Source organism: Gillisia xinjiangensis, from assembly GCF_046298265.1.
Lineage (GTDB): Bacteria > Bacteroidota > Bacteroidia > Flavobacteriales > Flavobacteriaceae > Gillisia > Gillisia xinjiangensis.
Window position 1 is genome coordinate 38,178 of the sequence record NZ_JBKAHK010000003.1, and the last position, 17,381, is coordinate 55,558.

15 protein-coding genes are annotated in these 17,381 nt (G+C 37.7%); 1 reads left to right on the forward strand and 14 read right to left on the reverse strand.

The window, feature by feature from the left end:
- Positions 1 to 18: 18 nt before the first annotated feature.
- A complete protein-coding gene (locus ACKGJN_RS05365) occupies positions 19 to 3,036 on the forward strand; it encodes a TonB-dependent receptor domain-containing protein (protein WP_409538418.1) in 3,018 nt (1,005 codons plus the stop codon).
- 176 nt (positions 3,037 to 3,212) lie between these two features.
- Here the strand turns inward: ACKGJN_RS05365 and ACKGJN_RS05370 are convergent, their stop codons facing one another.
- From ACKGJN_RS05370 to ACKGJN_RS05435, 14 genes are all read right to left on the reverse strand, one after another.
- Positions 3,213 to 4,736, reverse strand: a complete 1,524-nt coding sequence (locus tag ACKGJN_RS05370; RefSeq protein ID WP_409538419.1) for a GNAT family N-acetyltransferase — start codon at positions 4,734 to 4,736, stop codon at positions 3,213 to 3,215.
- A 199-nt stretch (positions 4,737 to 4,935) separates the two neighbouring features.
- Positions 4,936 to 5,565 (reverse strand): response regulator, encoded by a 630-nt coding sequence (locus ACKGJN_RS05375; protein ID WP_409538420.1) that lies wholly within the window; start codon positions 5,563 to 5,565, stop codon positions 4,936 to 4,938.
- A 7-nt stretch (positions 5,566 to 5,572) separates the two neighbouring features.
- Positions 5,573 to 6,349, reverse strand: a complete 777-nt coding sequence (locus ACKGJN_RS05380; RefSeq protein WP_409538421.1) for a sensor histidine kinase — start codon at positions 6,347 to 6,349, stop codon at positions 5,573 to 5,575.
- On the reverse strand, positions 6,339 to 7,055 hold the full coding sequence (locus ACKGJN_RS05385; RefSeq protein WP_409538422.1) for a hypothetical protein: 717 nt from the start codon (positions 7,053 to 7,055) through the stop codon (positions 6,339 to 6,341). The genes ACKGJN_RS05380 and ACKGJN_RS05385 overlap by 11 nt, the downstream gene beginning before the upstream one ends.
- Entirely contained in the window at positions 7,055 to 7,441 is a 387-nt protein-coding gene (locus ACKGJN_RS05390) for a hypothetical protein (protein WP_409538423.1), read from the reverse strand. Before ACKGJN_RS05390 ends, ACKGJN_RS05385 begins: the two co-directional genes overlap by 1 nt.
- 362 nt (positions 7,442 to 7,803) lie before the next feature.
- Positions 7,804 to 8,535 carry a hypothetical protein gene (locus ACKGJN_RS05395; RefSeq protein WP_409538424.1) on the reverse strand — a complete coding sequence of 244 codons (732 nt, stop codon included), beginning with the start codon at positions 8,533 to 8,535 and terminating at the stop codon, positions 7,804 to 7,806.
- Positions 8,536 to 8,547: 12 nt separating this feature from the next.
- Positions 8,548 to 8,925: a hypothetical protein gene (locus tag ACKGJN_RS05400; RefSeq protein ID WP_409538425.1), complete on the reverse strand. Its 378-nt coding sequence runs from the start codon at positions 8,923 to 8,925 to the stop codon at positions 8,548 to 8,550.
- A gap of 704 nt (positions 8,926 to 9,629) precedes the next feature.
- On the reverse strand, positions 9,630 to 10,499 hold the full coding sequence (locus ACKGJN_RS05405) for a 5-oxoprolinase subunit C family protein (RefSeq protein WP_409538426.1): 870 nt from the start codon (positions 10,497 to 10,499) through the stop codon (positions 9,630 to 9,632).
- Entirely contained in the window at positions 10,489 to 11,223 is a 735-nt protein-coding gene (pxpB, locus tag ACKGJN_RS05410) for a 5-oxoprolinase subunit PxpB (RefSeq protein WP_409538427.1), read from the reverse strand. The genes ACKGJN_RS05405 and pxpB overlap by 11 nt, the downstream gene beginning before the upstream one ends.
- Positions 11,220 to 11,957: a 5-oxoprolinase subunit PxpA gene (pxpA, locus tag ACKGJN_RS05415; RefSeq protein WP_409538429.1), complete on the reverse strand. Its 738-nt coding sequence runs from the start codon at positions 11,955 to 11,957 to the stop codon at positions 11,220 to 11,222. The genes pxpB and pxpA overlap by 4 nt, the downstream gene beginning before the upstream one ends.
- 253 nt (positions 11,958 to 12,210) lie before the next feature.
- Entirely contained in the window at positions 12,211 to 13,434 is a 1,224-nt protein-coding gene (locus tag ACKGJN_RS05420) for an Nramp family divalent metal transporter (RefSeq protein WP_409538430.1), read from the reverse strand.
- Positions 13,431 to 14,591 carry a DUF2891 domain-containing protein gene (locus tag ACKGJN_RS05425; protein ID WP_409538431.1) on the reverse strand — a complete coding sequence of 387 codons (1,161 nt, stop codon included), beginning with the start codon at positions 14,589 to 14,591 and terminating at the stop codon, positions 13,431 to 13,433. The genes ACKGJN_RS05420 and ACKGJN_RS05425 overlap by 4 nt, the downstream gene beginning before the upstream one ends.
- Positions 14,592 to 14,672: 81 nt before the next feature.
- Positions 14,673 to 16,211, reverse strand: a complete 1,539-nt coding sequence (locus ACKGJN_RS05430; protein ID WP_409538432.1) for a YifB family Mg chelatase-like AAA ATPase — start codon at positions 16,209 to 16,211, stop codon at positions 14,673 to 14,675.
- A 261-nt stretch (positions 16,212 to 16,472) separates the two neighbouring features.
- Positions 16,473 to 17,330, reverse strand: coding sequence for a BadF/BadG/BcrA/BcrD ATPase family protein (locus tag ACKGJN_RS05435; RefSeq protein WP_409538433.1), 858 nt, complete (start codon positions 17,328 to 17,330; stop codon positions 16,473 to 16,475).
- Positions 17,331 to 17,381: the final 51 nt, after the last annotated feature.

The window sequence follows — 17,381 nt, forward strand, 5'->3', positions numbered from 1 at the left end:
ACTTTAACAATTAAAATCATGAAAAAAAGAATTATTAAGTATCCCTTTTTAAAAATTTCAATAACTGATTTTCTGAAGATGAAATTTTGCATATTGATGTGTTTATTCAGCATTTTACCTGCTTCCGCATCCTCTGCAAATCAGGAAAAATTAGCTTTTACCCTTGAAAATGTAAGTTTTGATGAGGTGCTTGCAGTTATAAAAGACCGCACAGATTATAAATTTTTGTACAAAAATGAGGACATTGACAATAAAAGAAAAATTTCCATTGCAGCAAATAATGAAACTGTAGAAGAGGTTCTAATTAAGTTACTGGAAAACACTCCCATGACTTTTAAATTTATTGGAAAACAAATCGTGCTTTCTAAAAAGGAGACTGCTCCTGTAAAAAGAGCTGAGCAAGACCGGGAAGTTACCGGAAATGTGAAAGATGCCGGCGGAATGCCTTTACCTGGAGCCACGGTTATAGTTGAAGGCACAAAAATTGGTGTTCAAACCGACTTTGATGGAAACTTCACCATAGATGTTCCTACCGGGAAAAATACGCTTGTGGTAAATTTCCTTGGATTTATTACTCAGAAAGTAGATGTTACCAACACCAATAAGATAAATATAACTTTACAGGAATCTGCAGCCCAACTTGATGATGTTGTTATTATTGGAAGCAGGGGAAAACCAAGAACCTCTTTTGATTCTCCTGTACCCGTGGATAATATTCAAACTGCCGATCTTAAAAAGACCGGAAAAGGCGTTTTGGATCAGCAATTAATGTTTAAAGTGCCATCGTACAACGCTACCGAACAACCGGTATCTGATGCCGCCGCACATTTTAGCCCTGCAGATTTAAGAGGACTTTTTCCAAGCAGGACGTTGGTTCTTGTTAACGGAAAACGGAAAAATTCCAGCGCCCTGGTATACAGTTATGTTACCCCTGGACGTGGAGAAGTAGGTGTAGATATGAAAGCTATTCCTTCTGCTGCTCTTGAGCGTGTTGAGATTTTAAGAGATGGCGCAGCAGCACAGTATGGATCTGATGCAATTGCAGGAGTGATCAATCTGGTTATGGCAAAAGCATCCGATCCTTTTATCAACACCAGTTTCAGCACAACTACAGAAGGTGATGGGGAACAATACCAGTTGGAAGCAGGATACGGAGTACAAACCGATAAAGGCTACGCCAATTTCACCCTAAATTATTTCGACCAAAAAAGAACCCAAAGACAAGGTACTATAACCAGTGTTGCAGATGAGGCTGGATATTGGGGCGTAACAGATGATTCTGATTTTAACACATCAGATCTTACAAGTTTTCTACAGCGCAATCCCAGTGCAGGTTTCCAGGTAGGAATACCAGACATGACAATTTCCAATTTCTCGTATAATGTAGGTTATGTTATTGATGAAGAAACCGAAACAGAAATCTATTCCTTCGGAACAATGGCCAACAGAAGTGGTGCTGCACCGCAGTTTGCAAGAGTTCCTTACTGGATCCCTGGTTTTGAACAAATATATCCGGGAGCAGATTTTTTCCTTGCGGAAATGGCTCCGGAAATCAATGACCATACCTTTGCACTTGGATTAAAAACAGTTCTAAACGAATGGAATTTTGATTTGAGTTCTACCCTGGGAAAAAGCCGGATAGATTATTATATCAAAAATTCCTTTAATCAGTCTTTTGGTTCCGGAAGCCCTTCAGATTTTTACAATGGTGCTCACCAGTTCAGCCATATCGTAAATAATCTTGATGTAGTAAGGACATTTAACGATGCCGGGATAGAAGCTTTGACAGTAGCTTTTGGTGCAGAAAACAGAAATGAACGATTTGTTACTGAAGAAGGAGAATTTGCCTCTTATGGCGACGGAACTCCTAATGATCCTACAGATAACGCCGGAAGTCAATCCTTTGGAGGTTTTGCTCCTGAAAATGCATCTAATGATTACAGGAATAACCTGGGAATCTATACCGATATTACTGCAGATTTCACCGAAAATTTTCTATTAGGTGGAGCTATTCGTTTTGAGAATTACAGCGATTTTGGAACTAATGTAAGTTGGAAAGGTGTGACACGCTTAAAACTTCTTGATGATAAACTAAACCTTAGAGGTTCTGTGAGTAGCGGATTTAGAGCACCATCCCTTCACCAGATTTTCTATACTGCCCTAACCACAACCCTAACTGAAAATGGGGTACAGCAAAACGGGATCCTTAACAATGCCGATCCTGCTTTGAGAGCTTTGGGTATTTCCAGGCTGGAACCGGAAACTTCATTTAACTTAGGTGCTGGATTTTCCTACCGATTTACCCCTAAACTTGGATTAACCGTAGATGCTTATCAAATTGATGTTGATGACAGGATCGTACTTTCCGGCCAGGTTGGTAGAACAGGAGATCCTACAAATCCAATTGATCAAACCCTGGAAAGTGTGAACGTAGGTTCTGCCGGTTTCTTTTTAAATGCCATAGATACCCGGTCTAAAGGAGTAGACATTGTTCTTACTTACAGTAAAACCGCAGTTGGTAACGGATTTATTAGCGGAAGTCTCGCTGCCAACTTTAATAAAACCGAAGTTACAGGAACCAATTTCCCCGACTTTATTGAGCAGAACAACCTTGGAGATGCTTTGTTTTCAAGAGAAGATATCTCAAGGGTTGAAAGCTGGAGACCTAGACAAAAGATCATTGGAGCTGCAACTTATGAATTGAACAAATTCTCCACTACTTTATCCTTTACTAATTTTGGAGAAGTGACATACAGGCATCCAAGCAATCCTGCAGATGATGCTACATACGGTGCGAAAACCCTAACCGATCTTAGTTTTTCTTATGCTTTCACAGAGAAGATCGATCTTACGATAGGAGCCAATAATATCTTTGACGTATATCCCGATACTTTTGCCGATGCTTACGCAAGTAACGGAGGAGTTCCGAATGACAGAAATCTGGATTTCGTAGGAAGATTTAAATATCCCTGGCAAACAACCCAGTTCAATATTGACGGTACCAGGATCTTTACCAATCTTTCTTTTAGATTTTAAAAGCAACCTAAAATCTCAGTATAGAGCAAAAATAAAAACCGCTTTAGAAAATTCTTCTAAAGCGGTTTTATTTTGAGTATTCGGTATGTATGTACAAAGTTTTTTCGAGGCTTGTAAAGGCTACATTACTCTAATCCCATCATCTAATTAAGCCTGTAAAAGCCAGTTTTGATAAACTATTTCTTCCGCTTCAGCGAATAAAGATCCTTCCTTCGGTCCTTCATATTCCGCACACTTCCAAAAGCATGTAATTCCTTCAGAAGATCCAAATCTACATCAACCAGCAGCGTGCTTTCAGTATTAGGAGTTGCTTCCGCTTTGATCCCGTTTACAGGAAATGCAAAATCTGAGGGTGTGAAAACAGCACTTTGTGCGTATTGAATATCCATGTTGTTTACTTTGGGTAAATTCCCTACAGAGCCCGCAATAGCAACATAACATTCATTTTCTACCGCTCTGGACTGGGCGCAAATTTTTACGCGGGAATACCCGTTCTGTGTATCGGTCATAAAAGGCACGAAAAGAATATTCATTCCCTCTTCGGCCAACAAGCGGGGAAGTTCCGGAAATTCAACATCGTAGCAAATCAACACTCCAATTTTACCACAATCGGTATCAAAGGTTTCAAGGATGTTACCGCCCTTCATTCCCCAGGCAGATTCTTCGGCCGGGGTAATATGGAGTTTTTCATATTTTTCATAACTACCATCTCTTCTGCAAAGAAATCCAACATTATGCATATGCTCCCCGACCACCTGGGGCATACTTCCGGTGATAATATTGATATTATAATTCATGGCAAATCCCCGGAAAGTATCCAGCAACCTGTCCGTGTAAGAAGATAGCCCACGAATGGCTTCCGCTTCATTCATATGATTAAACTGTGCCATCAACGGAGCATTGAACAATTCCGGAAAAAGGATGAAATCACTTTGATAATCGCTCACCGCATCAACAAAGAATTCTATTTGGGAGACCAACGACTCATAGTCCTTAAACAATCGCATTTGCCATTGCACCAATCCCAGTCTAACTACGGTTTTCTTGGTATCGATAAGTTTTTTCTCTTTGGTGTAATAGATATTATTCCATTCCATTAGCGTTGCAAATTCCAAACTATCTTCGTCCCCCGGCAAATATCCTTTGATCACCTTCTTTACGTGAAAATCATTGGACAGCTGAAAAGATAAAACAGGATCGTGAATTTCCTTCAGTTTGACCTTGTCTATATATTTTTTAGGAGTGAGTTCTTCGGCATAACCGGCGTAATTTGGGATACGACCGCCAAAAATTATGGCTTTTAGGTTGAGCTGTTCGCAAAGTTCCTTTCTGGCCTCATACAATCTACGTCCCAATCTCATTCCGCGATAATCCGGATGTATAAAGACATCTATTCCATAAAGAACATCCCCCATTTTGGTATGCGTTGAAAAATTTTCTCCTCCAAGGATGTCCTCATATTTATGATTTACATCGAATTTGTCATAATCTACAACAATTGCCAAGGCACTACCGGCAATTTTACCATCGATTTCAATACAGAACTGACCATCGGGAAATTTATTGATAAGGGTTTTGATCTGGGCCTTGCTCCAGTATTCATCGGCCATTGTTTTATAGCTTTTGATCATGGAGATTTTCAATTGCTGATAATCCTTTAATCTTAAATTCCTTAATTCTATTTTAGCTGAATCTATCACGTATGTATTTAATTATTAGGCTGCGAAGATACTCAGGAAATCATTTACTCTGAAGATTCTCAGGTTAAAATAAGTTAAAAGCAGAAAAACAGAATCTTTCAAGAGTTGCTATAAAATAAAAAATAACGAAAAACAAGTGTAGATGGTATCCCAGGGAAGAAAAAACCAGATTTGCGCACGAAAGGGAAATAATATAGGGCTAAAAACTTACCATCTTATTTTTTACCGCGAAAAGAACCAGCCCTACCCTGCTTTTTAAATCCAACTTTTGAAACAAAGCTTCCCGGTAACCATCGATGGTTTTCGGGCTAAGGTTCATTTCATCTGCTACCTGCTTATAGGTGCGTTCACTACAAGCCAGATTGATAAATTCAACCTCCCGCGAACTAAAATTCTTAAATGTTTTTTCATCCGGACATTTTAGTGCGGTAGAAAAGTCTTCATTCATATAATAGCCAGAAGAGCTAACACAATTAAGTGCAAAAAAGAATTCATCTGGCTCTATATCTTTCAACAAATAACCCCTGCAACCAGCTTTAATCATTTTAATAATGATCTCTTCTTCGTGTTCCATAGTTAAAGCCAGCACTTTTTGAGAAGGATAGCTAGCCTTAAGCCACGCCATAGTCTCAATACCGTTCAAAACCGGCATTCGAATGTCCAGCAAAACGATATCCGGATGTTTTTTATTGGCAGAAAAATAATTTATTAGTTCCTGTCCATTCTTAAATATTCCCAGGACTTCATATTCCTGAAAAGAATTCACAAGACCTTTAAGGGATTGCGCAAAAAGATTGTGATCATCAACAATCGCGATGGTTTTATTCATTTTTATTCTATTTCCTGATTGGATAAAGTAAAGATAAACAAGTTCCCATAGTTTTGGAGGATTTTAAGCTAAAGTCGGTTTTAATAAGTTTTGCCCTGCTTTTCATATTCAAAAGGCCGGAGCTTTTTTGTACTTCCTCCGGTTTAAAACCGGTTCCATTATCTGAAGCCCGAATTTTTAATTCTGAAAGTGTGTAACAAAAGGTTATCTCAAGTTTTTTCGCTTTGGAATGCTTGATAGCATTGCTAAAAAATTCCTGAAGGATCCGGAATAGGATAATAGCATCTTTTTGAGGGAGTTCCATACTTTCTCCTGAAATAAGGAATTTGGTGTCAAGAATATTTAGCCTTTTAAATCGGGAAAGTTCATTTTTAACTGAAGCTTCCAGACCTGCATAATCAATCACTTCATTATTAAGGGATTTGGAAAGGGAACGCACTTCCTGAAGCGAGTTTGCCACCACGTCCTTTATTTCTGCTACAGCAGACTTTTCCGGCTCTTCAATCCTGCCTGCCAGGATATTAAGCTGCATGTTAGCCACAGACAGTAATTGCCCAATATTATCGTGCAGTTCCCATCCTACATTCTTTAAAGTTTGTTCCTGTATCTCCAGTTTGGATTGGGTAAGCTCCTTTTCGAAGCGTTTTTCAGCCTCAAATTGCTCTTGCACCATTTTATTTTTTCGTCTTTGATACACTACAAAAAACACGATCACAAAAGCCGTAAGCAATAGAATTACCACAATAAAGTATATGATAAGTAAGAGTTCTTCGTTAGAGAGCATTTTTTAAATTTTTAGGGGACAATTTTTTCTTGTTGGCCAGCCATATAAAGGCAATGCCGTAAGAACTATACATAAAAATATTCAAACCAATTATAACCGAACTACTCAGTTCCACAAATCCCGGACTTGTAGTCGTATAATACTTATAATAAATAAAAATAGGGGCGGTCGTTAAAAAATGTAAAAGCGCAGGAAAGGAAATATAAAAACTGATTTCCCTTTTTATATTTAAAATTTTAGAGCTTAATAAAATTTCAAAATAATAATAGAAAATCACTCCTAACAGAAAAAAACTTCCTAACATATACGTGACTGCAGAATGACTTTGAAAAAATATGTCTGAAAATATTAAATTGGCAATACTGATTATAACATACAAGATCAAACCTTTATTAATAATATCCCTTATTTTATCATTAGAAACATTCCATTTAAAATATAGAATATAAGTACAAAAATTGACAATAAGGTAAGGATTATAAAGCCAAAAATTTCGGTACAAAAAAGTGTTTTTAAGAAAATGCAACTGCTCATTAAAATAGATTACTGCCGGAATTAAAGCTAATGCTTCTACAAAAAATGTAAGCAATAAAAAATATGAAAAAAACCCGACGGCCTTATCAGTCGGGTTTCTTTTGTAATAAAAAAGCCCGGAAACAGCAGCAACACCTTCAAGTATAAGTACCAGAAATCCAAAATCTCTCATTAATAATTAGTTGGAGGATAACCACCGTGGGTAATATTCATTGGCTCAATCTCATAATTATTTGGGCCGGAAACTTCTTCAGTACTTTCCGCTTCTTCCGCAACTTCTTTTGTAGGTACCAAAAATATTGTAGCATAGCCTTTTTTATCCTTTTTTGCAGGATAAGCCCCTAAATAAAACCGAATTCCAGGTTTCTTCACGCCCTGTTCTTTAGATTTCTCCCGAACATAATCCAGGTATTCCTGTAATTCCTCCAGGCTGTACCAGAATTCACGGGTATCCTCATAACCCCCACATTCCTGTATATCTTTCCCACGGGTGCGTACCCATTCGTCCCGTTCCTTCCGCGCCTCTTCGATGCTAATGCATTTTTTTGGTTTTTCCATGTAACGGTAAATTATTTCTTGAAATTAAGTTAAGATAAGATAAAAATAGAAAAATAATTAGCTTAAATCTTATGTACAATCAATAAAAAGGGGGAAAATCCCCTTGTAACACTTTTCCATATAAACTACTTTAGTCTTGTCATTTTAGTTAGCTAAAGTGTTTTTGGGGTTAGTTAACTAAGGTGTTCTTGGGGGAAAAAGTGTCGTCTTTCACAAAAATAAATATTAATAGGTAGGGCTATAAGTATTTGATTTTGGACGACACTTTTTATTTTCAACAAATTGCTTCCATATATTTTAAATTTTAATCATTACTTCCTATAAATCCTCACTTTCCGGGAGAATACAAAAAACTAAAAATTTCAATAAACCACTTTCACCCCAATTGACTTACTTTTCCTGGCGGAAATTATAAATCCTATGATAAACATTCCATACATAAATACATTGGAAACATTAATAATTAAGCCGTATATGCCTACAAAATCCGGGCTCGCAGCAGTGAAATATTTGCTGTAAATAAATAAAGGAGTTACAACCAGATACCGGATCAATACCCCAACCGAAACATAAAATGCCAGGTTTTTATAAAAACCCAGAATTTTGTCACTTCTCAGCATTTCATAATAATAGGCCATAATGCAAATTATTAAAATAAGGGTTCCCACAACTGAAGCATACGCGGATAATGAGTTAAAGAAAATTCCGGAAAAAAGGAGGTTTGCAATTTCTGTAATCGCAAAAAAAACTGCTATAAAAGCCAAAATACGCCTTAATTTCACTGGATTTAATTGATAAATAAAAAAGAAAAAATACATCATAAAGGACAGTACATGAAAAGAATTATACAACCAATAATTTCTCTCAAATGGGGAATCCTTTAAAAATTCTAGGTTTTTATAATCAGAAAAGTATGCATATGCAGAATATAAACCAACAACTTCAACAAACACCGTTAACCATAAAAAATATACAAACAGTCGTGTTAAATTTTCCGTAAGCGGAGTTTTTAATAAATAGTAGGTACCTGCCAATGCGGCGATAAATTCAATAAAGTGCCCTATAAATATAGTTTCTAAGTAGTACTCTAACAATTCCTATATATTTTAATATTCTGTAGGTGGCCTACCGCCATTAACAGTATTTAAAGGTTCAATTTCATAATTATTTCCGCTCTCTCCCTCGGTTTCCAGGGCAGCAACGTCTTTTGTAGGCGCAAGAAAAACAGTGCTATAACTTTTCTTTGGGCCGTTTTTTGGATAAGCAGCAAAATAAATTCTAATTCCAGGGTTTTCGATCCCCTGTTCCCTGGATTTTTCCTTAACATAATCAAGATATTCCTGAAGCTCTTCAACGCTAAAGGAAAATTCCCGGGTGTCTTCATATCCCTGACCACGCAGGATCTCTTTTCCCCTGGAGTTTTTCCAGTTATTCTGAAGCCCCCTGGCCTCTTCAACACTAATACATTTCTTTGGACGATTCATAGGTAGAATTTTAATTGTTTTTCATTGGTAATATGTAAATCGCATATCTTCATCGGTGTTTGTATCGCGTTTCCGTTATGCTCATTTCATATTACATTATTTCCTAAAATTAAGTTAAGTTAAAAATAAAAAAATATTTAGGTTAAATCTTCTTTAGAATTAAAAAAGGGGAAAAATCCCCTTGTAGTACTTTTCTTCTTGAACTAATTTCGTATTTATTGTCACTTTAGTTAGCTAAAGTGTTTTGGGGGAAAATAAAGTGTCGTCTGTAACAAAAAATATTAATAGGTAGGGCTAAAAATATTTGATTTTGGACGGCACTTTTTATTTTAACCAATTTCTTTCAGGTTAAAGCTTCTAATCAATTCAAAAACCACGTGGAGCCCATAAATTTGAACTATAAAAACTTTAAAAAAAATTGAGGTCCGCCCGCTTGAATTTAGGCAAGCCTGCCCGTCCGTTAGTCGGATTAAACATCCAAGGAGGGATTAAAAAAGGGGAAAAACCCCCTTGTGTCAGCCAGGCAATAAGGTTACTTTCGTATATATAATTTAGTTACCTAAAGATTTTTAAGTTAAAAAGTGTCGTTTAAGGTGGTAAGTAATTTGCAGGTAGGGCTGTAAAGAAGCTAATAATCACATAACGGCACTTTTTCATTTATGGAAGTTTCTATAATTAACCGCCTGATATTTTTTGGAAAAAGATTATTGTTTGATAAAAGTTGAATCCATCTTAAACAAGATTTTATCTCCCAAAACCTTTTGAGAAATTACATTCATGGCTTTATCGCTTAACTGAAATATCCTTGGATATCCACCGGTTGTTTGACAGTCCCGCATCAATACGATCAAACTTCCTGAAGGGGTTAATTGAACAGTACCCGGAATTACGGGTCCGGTAATAATTGGACTCAGGTTATTTTCTATCGGCTCCTGAAGCTGGATTGCCATCCTGTTATTTTTTTTATCTACCGAAAATTCTATGGAAGCAAGTAATTCCTTTTCTTTTAAACTCAATAAACTATATTCCGGCCCGGGGAAAACATGAAATTCTTTTTGAAATAAATATTCCGAATTTATTTTTACCGCAGCATGTGCAGCATAAAAAGCAGAAGCACTTTCAAAAGCCAACTTCATACCTTTTTCCAATTTTGAGAAATCCGTAATTCCCTCATACCAGCTTTTGCTCCCAAGACTTTCAGAAGTTTTAAATCCACCGCTAATGGAAAGATATGCCCGGCAACCCGATTTTCTTTTCCCAAAGGTAAGTACATCCCGGCAATTGATGAAATATATGGTATTGTTGGCAACGGGAATTTTATTGATTTCAGGAGAAAGATCGGCTCCTGTGATTACAACTTTTGCACTAGCATTAAATTTTAGTTTTGGGCCCATCTGGGTAATTTCAAGCACAGCCGAATTAACCGGATTGTTCAAAATAAGATTCCCCATTTTGGATGCATAACTATCCATGTTTCCACTTAAAGGAACCCCATATTTTAAAAATCCATAACGTCCCAAATCCTGAATAGTGGAAAATAAACCCGGTTGTAAAACTTCAATTTCAGCCTTCATAAATTTCCTTTTTTATCTGAAAATTACCTGAATATATTTCATCTGAAATCTCATCAAAATCTTTTCTCGATATGCTATAAAATTTCACTCTATCGCCAGCGCCAATTTCACACGGAGGCTTGCTATTTCTATCGAAGAAATCAACCGGTGATTTGCCTATAATTTGCCATCCACCGGGACTGGCTTTAGGGTAGATTCCGGTCTGGTTTTCACCTATTCCAACAGCCCCTTTTTCCACCTTCATTCTGGGCTGTTCCTTACGGGAAATATGAAGCTTTTTATCGAGCCCTCCCAGGTATAAAAACCCGGGTAAAAAACCAATAAAATATACGGTATAAACTGGCTGGGTATGAAGGCTTATTATTTCTGCAACAGAACATTTTTTTTGATTGGCCAAAAATTCCAGATCCAACCCAAAACCAGGATCATAGCATACTGGAATATTGTAAAGCAGAGAGTTAACTTTTTTTGGTATATTCGGTGTGTTCAATAGTTCTTTTACAGTCAAAACCTCACTATAGACATTCTCTATATACGATACATAATAAATTATTAATGAGCTATATGTATTTATTACTTCAACTATTGGTTCAATATAATATTCTTCTATCACTTTTTTATGAAACAGAATTTTCTCCAGTAGTTCTTCATTGATTTCAGGCTTAAATTCAATCAAAATTGCCCGCTCCCCCATAACTTTTACTTCCGGATATTCATTTTTCATTGACGTAAAATTTCGATGTTTTTCTTCCTGAATCTCTGCTGTAAATATTTCAATATTTCCACCGCATTCGAGGTGTCGCTATGAAGACAAAATGTAGATGCATTACAATGTATATTCCTTTGGTTTTCACATCGTATTTTCCCTTCAGTAAACATCAAAAAAAGATGTTGAAAAACAGCCTCTTTTTTCGTGATCAAAGCATTTGGTTTATCACGGGAAACCAGCTGGTAATTTTCTTCATAATTCCGATCTGCAAATGCTTCAAAAACGACTTCGATCTTCCCTCCTGCAAGACGGGAAATCATAGAATTTTGTGGTGCATAAATCGGGAATTTATCTTCAAATTCCAGTACAGAATCTATAACAATCTGAGCGACTTTTTCATCAATAGCGGCATCATTATAAAGCGCGCCATGCGGTTTAATATGGGTGAGTTTTCCACCTTCAGCTTCGGCAATTTGCTTCAAGCTAAGAATTTGAGCAACCAGGCTTTGTTGTAAATTTTCAGGAGTCATCGCAAGCGTTTTTCTTCCGAAGTTTTCCTTATCAGGATAGGACGGATGCGCGCCCATTTCAACATTATTCTCCATTGCCAGAACAACGGTATCGTGCATACTTTCTACCGTACCAGCATGACCGCCACAGGCAATATTACAGGCCGAGATGAGGGGCATTAACTGCGCATCATATTCTCCTCCTTCCCCAAGATCACAATTGATGTGTATATATTTCATAAGTTATCATTTTTTTAACATTATTGTGAAGGCTGAAACCACACATTCATTGGGCATTCCAATGGGATTTTTAGGAAACAAACCTTATTTTTCTGAATTTTTCAATTATTTCGATAATAAAAGTGTTTTGAAAAAATATAAATCATAACCAAATGTTTATCAGTCGATTAAAATTAAGTCTTTTTTCTTGGTTCTTGCAGTTTCACCGGGACGGCCGAACGATTTTGCCTTTTTACCGGATATTACTGTTTTTTTAAATACCCTCTAAAACGGTATAAATAGATTTCGCCCCCAGAAAAATGGTGATCCCAATTATAACAATGCCCAAAATATTTTGCCTCAATGTATTGCGATATTTCCCCATAACCGAAGACCGGTTAACTATCCAGAATAGAAACATTGCTATTATGGGCAGTAGCAAGCCATTAGCGATTTGTGCAAACTGTATTATTTCCACTGGTTTTAACTGAAGGGAAGAGAAAAACACTCCCATTAAAAGGATTACGGCCCAAACCGATTTAAATTTAAGGGATTTTAATCCTTTTTCCCAACCCAGGCAGCCTTTTACCACATAAGCAGCTGCCAATGGAGCTGTGATGGAAGAAGTAATCCCGGCGGCCAATAAGCCTACCGCGATAAACAAGGTAGCATAGTCCCCAAATAAAGGCTTTAAACCCACGGCCAGATCAGCAGCAGAAGTAACAGTATCTAAATTGGGAACCGCAGCGGTAATAACAATGGCCATAGAAACCAGGCCACCCAGCACAATAGCGATGCTGAGTTCTCTTCTGGCTATTTTAAGGTCGGAAGGCAACTTCCATTTTTCGCCAACAAGAGAAGCATGCAAAAATAAATTATAAGGCACTACGGTGGTTCCTACAAGTGCAATTACCGTTAATATCCCTGCAGATCCGGTAGTTGGTATAAACAATCCTTTTAAAACCTGAAAAAAATCAGGTTTGGTAAGAAATGCGGTAATAAGAAAGGAAATGCTCATCAATGCAACCAGCGCGATAAAAACCCGCTCCAGGATTTTATAATTTCCTATTGCCAGCAAGGCAAATGCAATTGCGCCAACAATAACGCTCCATAAATTTAGGGTGAAATCACCTATTTCGAGGGTCAAGGGAGAAGTGATTGCCGTTATTCCCAATACAGCACCCGTAATATTTCCCGCCTCATAAGCGGCGTTTCCTATTACAATTGCAGAAAATATAAGAATGATGGCCAGAACTTTTAACATCGGGTTTTTTATTTCTTCCCGAATGCATTCACTTAAACCTTTTTGCGCAATGATCCCAAGCCTGGCAGCCATTTCCTGAAGGATCACGCAGGCAATTACCGAAAGTAATAATGCCCATAAAAGGGCATATTGAAAATTAACCCCTGCAAGTGTGCAAACAGTAACGGTCCCCGGACCAATAAACGCAGCCGAGACCAATACTCCCGGACCTACATTTTTTAACCAGTTTTTCACTTTTTGGCTTTTGATTCCTGTAGGGAATATAAGGCAAAACTGCCCAACCAGTGACCACCTTCATAGCTATCTCCTACAAGATTTGGAAAGGAATGTTGCATATGTTGATCTGCCAGCTTTCTTAAATGAGAATAATCTTCCGGGTACTGATTTGCCAAACCATAAAAAACCCAGGCTCTGCTAAAATTTAATCCATCCAAATGCACCAATTTTCCATCTTTCCTATCTGAAACTTCACCGGGTATCAATGTGAAATCAGATTTTTTAAGCTGGGGCATAAAATTATCCATCCACAGAGAAAATGCAGCTTTTGGTAAAATCTTTCTCATTAGATCTAATTCCTCTAAACAAGGGGAGAGAAAATCAAACCCACTTGGCTCCCAGGCCATAGGGCATGCTTTATCCTTTAAATAAAAATCTCTGGCTCTTTCCTCTATCAGGCTCCTGAATTCTGCATTTTTTGTAGCAACTGCGTAATCGTAAGCAAAACTTAAGGCAAAAGCGGTATTCGTGTGTTCCCCTACCCTTATTGGGTAATTCAGTTTAGGCAGGAATTCTGTTGTACGCTGCACGATTAAGTCTGCAAGTGGTTTTATATTTGCTGAAAGTTCTGCCCCCATATCGGTATCCCAGGCATAAAGTTCTTCTGAAAGTTTTAAAAGCCAGGCCCAGCCATAGGTTCGTTCATAATCCTGGTTATGTTCTCCTTTAAAATAAGCGATTTCTGCCTGAATATTTTCTTTTGACAGGGAAGTTTCGAGTGCTTCCTTAATTTCTTTGGCGCGATCAAGTTTGGGGAAATGCTTTAATAATTTCACGAGGGACCAATGCGCATGTACAGAGGAATGCCAGTCGAAACATCCATAAAAGGCAGGATGAAGCTCTTTCGGAGATTTAAGATCTTTTTCTGAACCCAGGGTTTGTCCCAATTTATTTGGATATACGGTATTTACGCAGTCAAGCGGTAAGGCTGCAAGCTTATTTGCCTGTTCCAAATTCAGCTCTACGATCTCTTCATTGATAAGATCATCAAGAGAAATATCAGATTTTGTAATACTGTCGGCATTAATTTTACCTTTTTCTTCAGCTTTGTTACGGTCTTCACCTTTACAACCAATCAATAAAATCAGCAAGAGGACTATCAGGGATCTTTTCATTTTTGAAAAATATTTCGGAAATGGGATTAATTTTTCAAATGTATTAAAATCTAAGCTAAGCTATAGAAAAGTGTGAAATTTTTAACCCAGCCAGCCTTCACGGTCCAAACTCCTGTATTGAATGGCCTCACTTATATGTGCACCCTGAATATTCTCTGTCTCTTCAAGATCGGCGATGGTCCTTGCAACTTTTAAGATCCTGTCATAGGCTCTTGCCGAAAGATTTAATCGTTCCATGGCGGTTTTTAAAAGTTGCTTTGAAGATTCTTCGAGCTGACAAAAATCCCTGATCTGTTTAACACTCATCTGGGCATTATAATGCACTTTTTCATTATCATCGAACCTAAGGGTTTGTACCTGCCTTGCTTTGGTAACCCGTTTTCTTATTTCGTGACTGGTTTCTCCGTTTCGTTCTTCACTCAGTTTCTCAAAAGGCACCGGAGTAACTTCAATATGAATATCGATCCTGTCCAGTAAAGGGCCGCTAATCCTGCTTAAATATCGCTGCATTTCTGCAGGAGAAGAAGTCATTGGAGATCCCGGGTCATTGAAAAAACCACTCGGACTTGGATTCATGCTTGCAACCAACATAAAACTGGAAGGATAGGTTACAGTAAATTTCGCTCTTGAAATTGTAACTTCCCTATCTTCCAGGGGTTGTCGCAATACCTCCAAAACTCCGCGTTTAAATTCCGGCAATTCATCCAGAAACAGCACACCGTTATGTGAAAGGGATATTTCCCCGGGCTGCGGATATGCACCTCCGCCTACAAGGGCGACATCAGAAATTGTGTGATGAGGGCTTCGGAAAGGTCTTTGAGACATAAGACCTACGTTTTCCTTAACTTTTCCCACTACACTATGAATTTTGGTGGTTTCCAGGGCTTCCCGAATGGTCATAGGTGGCAAAATACTGGGCAGGCGTTTGGCAAGCATGGTTTTCCCGGCTCCCGGAGGTCCAATTAAAATAATGTTATGCCCACCAGCAGCGGCGATCTCCATACATCGTTTAATAGATTCCTGACCTTTTACATCGGCGAAATCGTGCTCCAGGTGTTCCAAATCATTATAGAATTCTTCCCGAACATTGATCACAGTTCGTTCCAAGGGAACATTTTTGTCGAAAAACTGAATAACTTCGGTGATATTACTTACTCCATAAACTTCAAGATCACTTACTATAGCGGCTTCCTTCACGTTTTGTTTGGGAAGAATAAAACCTTTAAAACCTTCCTCTTTTGCCTTTATGGCAATAGGCAGCGCTCCTTTTATGGGCTGAAGGCTTCCATCCAGGGAAAGTTCTCCCATAATAATATATTCTGCAATTGTGGAATGATTAATTTGCCCGGAGGCGGCAAGAATCCCAAGGGCTAAGGTGAGATCGTAGGCCGAACCCTCTTTCCTGAGATCGGCAGGAGCCATGTTGATGGTGATTTTTTTACCCGGAAAATTATAAGAGTTATTTTGAAGTGCAGCTGCAATGCGGTAGCTGCTTTCCTTTATTGCACTATCCGGCAATCCAACAAGGTAGAATGCAATTCCTGGAACCACATTTACCTCTACAGTAATTGTGGTTGCTTCCACCCCAAAAACAGCACTTCCGTAAACTTTTACAAGCATTTTAAATTTGATTTACTTAAATGTAGTCAAATTTATGGAATGTATTGGTTATGAGTTTTATTCAGAATAATCTAAAAAATAACCAGCAGGAAAAAGGGATCATTCTCAAAAGTTGTGGAGGAATTAAAATTCCAAGCCCTTACAGGGCGTAATATCTCGTGTAATTCCCATTCAGAATAAAACAAAAAACTTCTAAAAGCACTTAAATCTGAATGAAATAAATGCCTTTAAAAGTTTTTTTAATATTTATAAACCTTGGGATTAACCCTTTAAAACGTTTTTTTGATAGTGCTCAATAAGTGCATCTATGGGCCTTCTAATGATATTTCCAATTTCAAGATGATATGGCTGGGCAACTGCCCTTATAATATCCTCGCTAAAATAAGCGATGGTTCCTATAAAGTGTATAGGCACATTTTGTGCTTGTTTAAAACTTAACACCCGGGAATGGATAAACTCCTGAATCCCTTCGTGAACCAGTTTATAGAAATAACCATTTCTCTCATTGCTGAAAATAAATTCAGCAAAATTTGCGAGATAGGTATTTGGATTTTCCTTTTTATAAAGATTTCGCTTTATTTCATCGGAATCCAGATTGTATTCAGATTCGAACTTTTTGGCTAAATCCGGCGGCATTCTTTTGTAATAATAATCGCGGAGGAGTCTTTTTCCGAAGTAATTTCCACTCGCTTCATCCATTAAGATATATCCAAGTGAATTTACTGCCATTTCAATATTTTCACCGTCAAAAAAGCAACTATTGGAGCCTGTACCTAAAATACAAACTATTCCGGGTTCTGTGGTGGCTGCATAAGCGGCAGCAACCATATCTTCTTTTACCAATACCTCCGAAGCATTGGTGAAAAAATTTGCTATGATATCCTCAAGTAATTTCCTGGGGGTTTCTGTACCGCATCCGGCACCAAAAAAGTGAATTCGCTCTACTTTGCTTTTCACTTCCTGCAAGTCCGTGTTCTCCTCGATTCTTTGCTCCAGCATATTTTCCGGAAACACGGCAGGGTTCAATCCTTTGGTACGTGTTTTAAAAATTTGATCCCCTTTATTATTTAAAAGGATCCAGTCACATTTGGTAGAACCTCCATCAGCAATTAATATCATCTTAATTTCTTTAATTTATAAAAAAAGGCCGTTTTAATTGCAAGGTTTAAA

Excerpts from the sequence above, each read along its gene's own strand:
- ACKGJN_RS05365 (WP_409538418.1), top strand. The coding sequence starts at position 19 with ATGAAAAAAAGAATTATTAAGTATCCCTTTTTAAAAATTTCAATAACT.
- ACKGJN_RS05375 (WP_409538420.1), bottom strand. The coding sequence starts at position 5,565 with ATGAATAAAACCATCGCGATTGTTGATGATCACAATCTTTTTGCGCAA.
- ACKGJN_RS05380 (WP_409538421.1), bottom strand. The coding sequence starts at position 6,349 with ATGCTCTCTAACGAAGAACTCTTACTTATCATATACTTTATTGTGGTA.
- ACKGJN_RS05385 (WP_409538422.1), bottom strand. The coding sequence starts at position 7,055 with ATGAGAGATTTTGGATTTCTGGTACTTATACTTGAAGGTGTTGCTGCT.
- ACKGJN_RS05390 (WP_409538423.1), bottom strand. The coding sequence starts at position 7,441 with ATGGAAAAACCAAAAAAATGCATTAGCATCGAAGAGGCGCGGAAGGAA.
- ACKGJN_RS05400 (WP_409538425.1), bottom strand. The coding sequence starts at position 8,925 with ATGAATCGTCCAAAGAAATGTATTAGTGTTGAAGAGGCCAGGGGGCTT.
- ACKGJN_RS05405 (WP_409538426.1), bottom strand. The coding sequence starts at position 10,499 with ATGAAGGCTGAAATTGAAGTTTTACAACCGGGTTTATTTTCCACTATT.
- pxpB (WP_409538427.1), bottom strand. The coding sequence starts at position 11,223 with ATGAAAAATGAATATCCGGAAGTAAAAGTTATGGGGGAGCGGGCAATT.
- pxpA (WP_409538429.1), bottom strand. The coding sequence starts at position 11,957 with ATGAAATATATACACATCAATTGTGATCTTGGGGAAGGAGGAGAATAT.
- ACKGJN_RS05425 (WP_409538431.1), bottom strand. The coding sequence starts at position 14,591 with ATGAAAAGATCCCTGATAGTCCTCTTGCTGATTTTATTGATTGGTTGT.
- ACKGJN_RS05430 (WP_409538432.1), bottom strand. The coding sequence starts at position 16,211 with ATGCTTGTAAAAGTTTACGGAAGTGCTGTTTTTGGGGTGGAAGCAACC.
- ACKGJN_RS05435 (WP_409538433.1), bottom strand. The coding sequence starts at position 17,330 with ATGATATTAATTGCTGATGGAGGTTCTACCAAATGTGACTGGATCCTT.